Annotated in this window: 6 protein-coding genes; 5 read left to right on the top strand and 1 reads right to left on the bottom strand. The window is 70.9% G+C overall.

Annotated features, from left to right (window positions below; all coding sequences use genetic code 11):
• The first annotated feature begins 12 nt into the window (after positions 1-12).
• A complete protein-coding gene (locus tag JHL17_RS37010) occupies positions 13-855 on the top strand; it encodes a condensation domain-containing protein (RefSeq protein WP_425599600.1) in 843 nt (280 codons plus the stop codon).
• Positions 761-3,190 carry an amino acid adenylation domain-containing protein gene (locus JHL17_RS11510; RefSeq protein ID WP_345773785.1) on the top strand — a complete coding sequence of 810 codons (2,430 nt, stop codon included), beginning with the start codon at positions 761-763 and terminating at the stop codon, positions 3,188-3,190. Before JHL17_RS37010 ends, JHL17_RS11510 begins: the two co-directional genes overlap by 95 nt.
• Positions 3,191-3,303: 113 nt before the next feature.
• Here JHL17_RS11510 and JHL17_RS11505 read toward each other — a convergent pair whose 3' ends face one another.
• On the bottom strand, positions 3,304-4,959 hold the full coding sequence (locus tag JHL17_RS11505; protein ID WP_200193184.1) for a cyclic peptide export ABC transporter: 1,656 nt from the start codon (positions 4,957-4,959) through the stop codon (positions 3,304-3,306).
• Between the two features lie 360 nt (positions 4,960-5,319).
• On the opposite strand from JHL17_RS11505, the gene JHL17_RS11500 reads away from it, so the two are divergent.
• From JHL17_RS11500 to JHL17_RS11490, 3 genes are all read left to right on the top strand, one after another.
• Positions 5,320-6,327 carry a FecR family protein gene (locus JHL17_RS11500; RefSeq protein WP_200193181.1) on the top strand — a complete coding sequence of 336 codons (1,008 nt, stop codon included), beginning with the start codon at positions 5,320-5,322 and terminating at the stop codon, positions 6,325-6,327.
• A 218-nt stretch (positions 6,328-6,545) separates the two neighbouring features.
• Positions 6,546-8,168: a condensation domain-containing protein gene (locus JHL17_RS11495; protein WP_200193179.1), complete on the top strand. Its 1,623-nt coding sequence runs from the start codon at positions 6,546-6,548 to the stop codon at positions 8,166-8,168.
• 50 nt (positions 8,169-8,218) lie between these two features.
• Positions 8,219-9,662 (top strand): amino acid adenylation domain-containing protein (locus JHL17_RS11490; protein WP_200193177.1); only part of this gene is annotated, 1,444 nt, incomplete at its 3' end.

The following is a 9,662-nucleotide window of genomic DNA, read 5'->3' as shown; positions in this document are numbered from 1 at the left end:
CCGCTGCAGGCGGTGTGGGGGCGGGTGGACGACGCGGTGTCGGTGCTGGACTGGCGCGACCGCGGCCTTGCCGGGGAGGCGCTGGAGGAGGCCCTGCGGAGGCTGGCGCGGGAGGAGCGGGCGCGCGGCTTCGACCTTGCCCGTCCGCCGCTCCAGCGGGTTCTGCTGGTGCGGCTGGAACCGGGGCGGCACCGTTTGATCTGGACCAGCCATCACCTGCTGCTGGACGGCTGGAGCAGCGCGCGTCTGGTGGGCGAAGCGCTTGGCCGCTACCGGGGCGGGGCCGTCGCCGGGTCGCCGGGGCGGTACCGCGACTACATCGCATGGCTGGCGCGGCAGGACGGGGCGTCGTCGGAGCGGTTCTGGCGCGACCGGCTGTCCGGTCTGGAGGCGCCGACGCTGCTGGCGTCCTGCCTGCCCTGCCGGGCGCCGCAGGCCGGGCACGGGGTGGTCCGGACCCGGTTGGATGCGGCTGCGACGCAGCGGCTGCAGGCCTTCGCGCAGGCGCAGCGGGTGACGCTGAACACGCTGGTGCAGGGGGCGTGGGCGCTTCTCCTGCAACGCTACGGCGGTCAGGAGACGGTGACGTTCGGGGCGACGGTGTCGGGGCGTCCGGCGGAGCTTGCCGGGGTCGAGGAGACGCTGGGGCTGTTCATCAACACGCTGCCGGTGGTTGAGCGTCCGCCGGCCGGCGAGGGGGTGGGGGAANGTGCAGGGGGCGTGGGCGCTTCTCCTGCAACGCTACGGCGGTCAGGAGACGGTGACGTTCGGAGCGACGGTGTCCGGGCGTCCGGCGGAGCTTGCCGGGGTCGAGGAGACGCTGGGGCTGTTCATCAACACGCTGCCGGTGGTTGAGCGTCCGCCGGCCGGCGAGGGGGTGGGGGAATGGCTGCGCGGGCTGCAGCGGCGGAACCTGGAGCTGCGCGAGCACGAACACACGCCGCTGCACGAGGTGCAGCGCTGGGCGGCGACCGATCTCGGCACGACGGGCAAGGACCGGGCGCTGTTCGACAGCATCGTCGTCTTCGAGAACTATCCCGTCGACGAGGCCCTGAAGCACCAGGCCGATGACACGCTGCGCTTCGGCTCCGCCGAGACTGTCGACGACACCCACTACGCGATGACTTTGACGGTTCGTGCCGGTGGAACGCTGGATCTGGCCTTCGGCTACCGGCGCGACCGTTTCGACTCCGGCCCGGTGCAGGAGCTGTCCCAGCTGTTCGCCGGTCTGCTGGACCGCATGGCGTCCGATGCGGAAACCCCCGTCGGCGCGCTGGAGCTGCTGGAGGGCGAGCGTCGCCGCCGGAGTCTGGAGGGGTGGAGCGGCCTGACCGAGCCGACCTTCCCGTCCGGTTCCGGTATGCGCCTGCATCGGCTGATCGAGGCCCAGGTCCACCGCAGGCCGGACGCGACCGCCCTGGTCCATCCGGGCGGCAGTCTGACCTATGGAGACCTGAACGCCCGCGCCAACCGTCTGGCCCGCCTGCTGCGGGCGGAGGGGATCGGGCCGGACGACCGGGTCGCCATCGCGCTCGAGCGTTCGCCGGAACTGGTGGTCGCCATCCTGGCGGTCCTGAAGGCCGGCGCCGCCTATCTGCCGCTCGACCCCGGCTACCCGCCGCAGCGTCTGGCCTACATGCTGGAGGATGGCGGTGCGTCGCTGCTGCTGACCTCGGAGGCGTTGCAGGGGGGCATGCCCTGGCCCGCCGGTCTGCCGACGGTCCGCCTCGATGCCGACCTGGACCGGCTGGCGGCCTTCGCCGACGGCGACCTGCCGCTTACCGGGTCGCCCGACAACCTGATCTACCTGATCTACACCTCGGGCTCCACCGGCCGGCCCAAGGGCGCCGGAGTGACGCAGGCCGGGTTCATGAACCTGATGCGCTGGTACTGCGATCATGTCGGTTTCGACGGCGACAGCCGCCTGCTGCTGATGAGTTCGCATGCCTTCGACCTGACGCAGAAGAACCTGTTCGCGCCGCTCCTGACCGGCGGACAGCTGCACATGGCGGGCGACGGCTACGAACCCCAGCAGCTTCTGGACTGGATCGGCCGGCACGGCATCACCGCGCTGAACGCAACCCCGAGCACCTTCCAGCCGCTGGTGGCGCTGGAGCGGGACGGGGAGCTGGGGTCCCTGCGCGACGTGGTGCTGGGCGGCGAGCCGATCCGCACGGACGCGCTGCGCCCCTGGCTGGACGGGCGTCGCGGACCGAAGCCGCGCATCCACAACAGCTACGGCCCGACCGAATGTTCGGATGTCGTCGCCTTCCATCGCTGGGACGGCATCGCGGACGAGATCCCGACCGGGCGGCCGGTGCCCGGCCTCCACCTCTACATCCTCGACGGCTCCGGCAATCCGGTGCCGCCGGGCGTGGCGGGCGAACTGCACATCGGCGGCATCGGCGTCGGGCGCGGCTATCACCGCCAGCCGGGCCTGACCGCCGACCGCTTCGTTCCCGATCCCTTCGGCGAGCCGGGCGGACGGCTCTACCGCAGCGGCGACCTCGCCCGCCATCGCGACGATGGCGTGATCGAATATCTCGGGCGCATCGACCAGCAGGTGAAGATCCGTGGCCTGCGCATCGAGCTCGGCGAGATCGAGGAGGCGCTGCGGGCGGAGCCGGCGGTGCGCGAGGCCGCGGTCGCCGCGGTCGCGGGCCCCGGCGGCGGGCAGCTCTGCGCCTACATCGTCCCCGCCGCGGAGGACGACTGGCAGAACGGCCGGCAGGGCGACGCGCTCTGGCCGCCGCTGCGCCGGCGGTTGGGGGAGCGGCTGCCCGACCATATGGTCCCCACCCTGTGGGTCCGGCTCGACCGGCTGCCGCTGACACCCAGCGGCAAGCTCGACCGCCGGGCGCTGCCCCAGCCCGAGCTGCGGCAGCGGACCCATGTGCCACCCTCCACCGACCTGGAGCGCCGGCTGGCCACGCTGTGGGAGGATCTGCTGCGGGTGGAGCGGGTCGGCCTCGACGACGATTTCTTCGAGTTGGGCGGCCATTCGCTGCTGGCGGTCCAGCTGATCGCCCGCCTGCGCCGCGACTTCGGGGTCGCGCTGTCTCCCGGCCAGATCTTCGGCAACGCCACCCTGCGGGCCCTGGCCGCCCATGTCGGCGAGCGTCCGGCCGCGCCCGATCCCGGCAAGCTGTCGCGGATGAGCGCGCTGATGGACATGCTGGAAGCCGGCTGATCGGTTGGCACGGGCACGGGTAAGGAAAAGGGAGTGCCCCCGACCTGGCCCGCCCCCTTTTCCTGTCCGCTCCGTTCCGCCCGATCCTTCCCCCCGTTCCCGTGCAGGCGGCGTCAGAGCGCCGGCTGGCGATCCTCCACCACCTTGCCGGCGGTCAGCCGGAGCAGATGATCGGCGACGTCGAAATAGCGGTCGTCGTGGGAGATGACGATGATGGTCTTGCCCATCGCCTTCAGGCTGGGCAGCAGTTCTGTGTAGAAGATCCGCCGGAAGGTCGGGTCCTGGTCGGCCGCCCATTCGTCGAACACCAGCACCGGCCGCTTCTCCGTCCAGGCCTGGAGCAGGGCCAGCCGCTTGCGCTGGCCGGTGGACAGGTCGGTGGTGCTGAACACCCCGTCCACGACGCTGACCTTGTGGGCGATCTCCAGCCGTTCCAGGTAGGCCTGGGCATCCTCCGGCACGCTGTCGCTCGCCTGGATCAGATCGTCGAACAGGAAATAGTCGGAGAAGATGGTGGTGAACAGCTGACGGTAATCGTCGCGCGTCTCCGGCGTCACCGGCCGTCCGTCCAGCAGGATCTGGCCGTCATGCGGCGGGTAGAGACCGAGCAGCATCTTGATCAGCGTGGTCTTGCCGCAGCCGTTCTCGCCGACGATGAAGAGGATCTCGCCGCGGCCGACCCGCAGCGAGACCGGACCGAGCACGAAGGGCTCCACGTCCGGGCCGGCGGACGGATAGACGTAGCGGGCGTCCCGCAGTTCCAGCCGGTCGATGGTGGCGGGCGGGCCGGCCTCGTGCTTCATCAGCAGATGCGGTTCCGGCGAGGCGAATTCCGCCGACAATTCCGCGATGCGGCGGAAGGCGACCTGGGCGCGGCTGACGATGGGCAGGGTGCCGATCAGATGCTCCAGCGGTCCCTTCATGTAGAGCAGCACCAGGATGAAGCCGCTCAGCGTCCCGCGGTCGGTGCTGGGCCACAGCACCTCGACGCCCAGCGCCACCCCGATGACGATGAAGAACAGCGTCGACCCGAAGCCCTTTGCAATGACGAAGAGGTTGATCGAGCGGATCTGGATGTCGCAGATGCGGTCGATGGTCCCGCGCAGCGCCTCACCCTGCAGTCGCAGCCGGCGCGGCCTGTTGATGCGCAGCTCCTTCGCCCCTTCCGCGAGCGACCGGTAGTGCTTCTGCAGCTCGTCCTCGTGGGTGCGCGCCTCGTTGAAGCCGTCGATGCCGCGGACGCGCGCCACATACTGCACCGCGCTGCCGATCAGGATGGCGGCGGCGGTCGCCAGGAACATCGGCCAGGACAGCATCGCCAGATAGCCCAGGCTGCCCAGCGTGACGCTGAGCGACACCGCCAGCGGCGCGAAGGCGAAGGCGAAATCGCTGATGGTGTCGACGTCGTGTGTCAGCACGGGGATCAGGCGGTGGCTGCGATAGCGCTCCAGCTGGTCGATGGGCGCTGTCAGGATGCGGTCGCCCAAGTCCTTGCGCAGCCGTGCGATGACCTTCTGCCCGATCCGGTTGGTGCCGATGTCGGACAGCACCGATCCGGCGAGCGCCAGGGCGCACAGGCCGGCGAAGGCGAGCAGCACTCCGGCGCCGGGGCTTTCCTCGGCGTGCAGGATGCGGTTGATGGTGGCCAGCAGGCCGGTCACGCTGAGCCCGCCCAGCACCCCCAGCAGGGTGGCGGCGGTCAGAAGCGGCCAGAAGGGGCGGAGGAGCTGGAGCAGAGCGGCGAGGCTGGTGCGGGGTGGCGTCGGCATCGGGTTTCCTGCAGGACTGGAGCGAAGGCGGCCGGCGCGAAGCTGCCGCCCTGGGGGCGGTTGCGCGCGGCCGTCTTGACTAGGACGAACGAGCGGGGCGAAACTGAAGCCGCTCCCGTTCGGATCCGCTTCCCGGTCGTGCTTCGCCTGCCGCCGTCGCAGAAGGTCACGGCCGCCGCGGCAGAGGTGGGCTTTCCCGGATCGGAAGGCCCGCTTATGTCTGACGATCGGATTCACGCTTCGAATCGATTCCGATTTTACGCGATCCGATCTAGAGTTGGTCCCGTTCCGCCCGCCTTGCGATCCCGCCCCCGCTTGCCCTATAGCTGCCGAACGCCTTCCGGAGTCGAGCGCGCCCGTATGCCTCCGTCCCATCCCTCCGACGACGACCGCGTGACCGAAGAGGCGGCGGACTGGTGCCTGCGCCTGCAATCGTCCGACGTCGGCGACGCCGATCGCGCCGCTTTCGAACGCTGGTGCCTGGCCGATCCGCGCCATCTGGCGGAATTCGACGCGATGCGGGAAATCTGGGGTCTGTCCGCCGGCCTGCGCCCGCGGGTGACCGTGGCTCCCGAGAGGGCCGCGCCTCCGCCCGCCGCGGGCGGGCCGGCATCGGTCGCCGTTGTCCGGAATTCTTCGCGGCGGCGCCGTTTTGCGATGGCGGCCTGCGCCGCGGCGGTCCTGACCGCCTGCTGGCCGGTAGGCTGGTCGTTCGGCCTGCTGCCGGCGCGGGTCGATGTCTTTCTCGACGGCGCCCGGCACCGCACGGTCGAATTGCCGGACGGCTCCACGGTCGACCTGAACGTCCACACCACCCTGTTCTATGCCCAGTTCCGCGACCGGCGCACTGTCCTGATGGACCACGGCGAGGCCTATTTCGCCGTCGCGCACGATGCCGGACTTCCCTTCACCGTCCACACGGCCGGCCGTCAGGTCCGGGTGACGGGAACCAAGTTCAACGTCTGGGCCAACGACGGCGATCTTTCCGTGACGCTGACCGAAGGCTCGGTCACCGTGGCGTCCTCCACGGCGGCGGCGGGAGAGCCTTTGCGGCTGACGCCCGGCATGCAGGGCCGTTTTGCCCGGGACGCCCTGTTCGGCAGCGTCGCGCGCGTCGATACGCAGCGGGTCCTGTCCTGGCGCGAGGGCAGGCTGGTGTTCGACAACATCACGCTTGCCGAAGCGGTCCCGCTGCTGAACCCCTATCTGTCGCGGCCGTTGCGGCTGGCCGACCGCAAGGTCGGGGCGATGCGCATCGGCGGCGTGTACGACGTCGCCGATCTCGACCGCGTGGCGGCGTCTCTTCCGCGCGTGCTGCCGGTGACGCTGTCCCCCGGGGACGGCGAACTCCTGGTGTCGGCCCGCTGACTCCGGCCGTCGGCGGCCATCGTCCCGTCAGCGTCCATCCCGTCAGCGCCGGCCATTCCGCACCGGCGGGGTAAATCCGGCCTTCCCTTCTTCGTCACTACTGGAGACCGCGGCGCACCTGATGGTGCAGCCGCGCACAGTCCGGCCGTCCCGGTGGTCCTTAGCGGAGCCCCGGCGGCCGGATCAGCGTCAAGCCAGCCGGCGATGGGAAAATCCAGATGGTTGCTCAAGACTCCGTGGACCTGGTCCGCCGCTTCATCGGTCTGCCGTTGGAAAAGCGCAAGCTGTTCTGGCGCGCCATGCGCGACGAGGCTGTGGACCTTTCGCTGCTGCCGATCCCGGCGGATCTCGCCCCGGCCACGGAGGCGCCGCTGTCCCACGCCCAGCGTCGGATGTGGGCCTTGTGGAAGCTCGACCCCGGAAGCGGGGCCAGCAACATCTTCAGCGCGACGCGTCTGACGGGAGACCTCGACCGCGCCGCCCTGTCCCGCGCATTCGGGCTTCTGCTGCGCCGCCATGCCGCCCTGCGGACGGTGTTCCGTCAGGGCGACGGCGAACCGGTGCAGACCATCCTCGACGATGCGGACTTCCGGCTGGCCGCCGACGATCTCGGCCATCTGCCGGCGGACGAGCGCGAGCGGACCGCCCGCCGCCTGATGGAGCAGGAGGCCCAGGCGCCCTTCGATCTGGAGACCGGCCCGCTCCTGCGCGCGCGTCTCGTCCGGCTGGCGGAGCAGGATCACCGGCTTCTGGTGACGATGCACCACATCGCGTCGGACGGCTGGTCGATGACCGTGCTGATCCGGGAATTCGCGGAGCTCTACCGCGCAATCCGGCAGGGGGGACGGATCGACCTGCCGCCGCCGCCGATCCGCTACACCGATTATGCCCTGTGGCAGAAGAACATGCTGGAGGCGGGCGAGGCGGAGCGGCAGCTCGCCTACTGGGTCGGCAGGCTGGGCGGCGACCGGGTGCCGCTGGAGCTGCCCGCCGACCGGCCGCGGCCGGCAAGGCAGAGCCACAGCGGCGCCATCCTGCGCTTCACGCTCGATGCGGAACTGGCCGGAAAGCTGCACGCCTTCGCCCGCGAGCGGGACGTCACGCCGTTCATGCTGCTGTTGTCGGCGTTCTCGCTGCTTCTCCATCGCCACAGCGGGCAGGGCGACATCGCCGTCGGCGTGCCGGTCGCCAACCGCGACCGGGCGGAATGCGAGGGGGTGGTCGGCTTCTTCGTCAACACGCAGGTTCTCCGCCTGCGGATCGACGGGCGCGACCGCGTCGCCGACCTGCTCGCTCATGTCCGGCAGACCGCGCTCGAAGCGCAGGCGCATCAGGACCTTCCCTTCGAACAGCTGCTGGAGGCGCTGAAGCTGGAGCGCAGCCTCAGCTACAATCCGCTGTTCCAGGTGATGTTCAACCACCAGCGCCGGGATGGCCGCGCCAGCGCCACGATGGATGGTCTGCGCGTGCAGCCGATGACGCTCGACAGCGCCGTCGCCAGCTACGACCTGACCCTCGACACCGTGGAGGACGAGGATGGCGGGATCGAGGCCTGCTTCACCTACGCGACCGATCTCTACGACCATGACCGGATCGACCGGCTGCGCCGCCATTTCGAGACGCTTCTATCGGGTCTTGTCGCGGATGCCGGGCGCCTGGTCGGGGATGTGTCGCTGCTGACGGCGCAGGAGCGGGCGCGGTTCGCCGCCTGGAACGCCCCGGTTGCCGCCGAACCCTTCGAGCCGGTTCACCGGCGCATCGCGGCCCTCGCCGCCGCCTTGGCGGANCGCTGTTCGACAGCATCGTCGTCTTCGAGAACTATCCCGTCGACGAGGCCCTGAAGCACCAGCCCGATGACACGCTGCGCTTCGGGGTGACGGACCGGGTCGATGTGACCGGCTTCGCCATGGATCTGGAGGTGTCGGTCGGCGAGGAGCTGGAGGTGAAATTCATCCACCGCCGCGACCTGATCGACAGCGACCTGTGTGATCGCATCCGGGGCCATTTCGAGACTCTTCTGTCTGGTCTTGTCGCGGATGCCGGGCGTCGGGTCAGGGATGTGTCGCTGCTGACGGTTGATGAGCGGGCGCGGTTCGCCGCCTGGAACGCCCCGGTTGCCGCCGAACCCTTCGAGCCGGTTCACCAGCGCATCGCGGCCCTCGCCGCCGCCTTCGCGGGCCGGCCGGCCGTCGTCGACGGCGGCTCCGGTGCCGGGGCTCTCGGCTTCGCCACGCTCGACCGCCGGGCCAACGCCCTGGCCCATCGGCTGGTCGCGGCCGGCGTCGGGCCCGAGGTCCGCGTCGGCGTCGCCCTGCCGCGCGGCCCCGCCATGATCGTCGCCCTGCTGGCGGTGCTCAAGGCCGGCGGCGCCTATGTGCCGCTCGACGCCGCCTATCCGCGCGACCGCCTCGCCTACCTGATCGAGGATGCCGCCATCGCCCTTCTGCTGACCGACGGCAGCCTCGCCGGCCGCCTGCCGGTGCCGGACGGGCTGCCGAGCCTGCTCCTCGACCGCCTGCCGGCCGAGGAGGCCGCGGCGCCGCCGGCGGCGGCGGTACTGCCCGGCACCCTCGCCTACGTCATCTACACCTCCGGCTCGACCGGCCTGCCCAAGGGCGTGGCGGTGGCGCACGGGCCGCTCGCCATGCACTGCCGGGCCATCGGCGCGCTCTATGCCATGAGCCCGCGGGATTGCGAGCTGCACTTCATGTCCTTCGCCTTCGACGGCGCGCATGAACGCTGGCTGACCGCGCTGACCCACGGCAGCCGCCTGCTGGTCCGCGACGACAGCCTGTGGACGCCGGAGCAGACCTACGAGGCGATGCACCGGCACGGCGTGACGGTGGCGGCCTTCCCGCCGGTCTACCTGCAGCAGCTGGCCGAACATGCCCGGCGCGAGCTGGCGGAGCGCGGGACCGCGCCGCCGCCGGTGCGGGTCTACTGCTTCGGCGGCGATGCGGTAGGCGATGCGGCGTTCGAGCTGGCCAAGGCGGCGCTGCGGCCGGAGCACATCATCAACGGCTACGGGCCGACCGAGACGGTGGTGACGCCGCTGATCTGGAAGGCCGGGCGGGAGGACCGCTGCGGCGGGGCCTATGCGCCGATCGGCCTGCGGGTGGGCGACCGCAGCACTCATGTCCTGGACGGCGACCTGAACCCGGTTCCGCTGGGAGTGGCCGGCGAGCTTTATCTCGGCGGGTCCGGTCTGGCGCGGGGCTACCTGAACCGGCCCGGCCTGACGGCGGAGCGCTTTGTCGCCGATCCGTTCTCGGCGGACGGCGGGCGGCTCTACCGGACCGGCGACCTCGTGCGCCAGCGGGTGGACGGGGTGATCG

The sequence above is a fragment of the Azospirillum endophyticum genome, from assembly GCF_016595245.1.
GTDB classification, from domain to species: domain Bacteria; phylum Pseudomonadota; class Alphaproteobacteria; order Azospirillales; family Azospirillaceae; genus Azospirillum; species Azospirillum endophyticum.
The sequence above is the reverse complement of the archived record's forward strand: the minus strand, read 5'-3'. Positions and strand labels throughout refer to the sequence as shown.

Coding starts and splice junctions, on each gene's coding strand:
- JHL17_RS11505 (WP_200193184.1), bottom strand. CDS start 4,959: ATGCCGACGCCACCCCGCACCAGCCTCGCCGCTCTGCTCCAGCTCCTC.
- JHL17_RS11500 (WP_200193181.1), top strand. CDS start 5,320: ATGCCTCCGTCCCATCCCTCCGACGACGACCGCGTGACCGAAGAGGCG.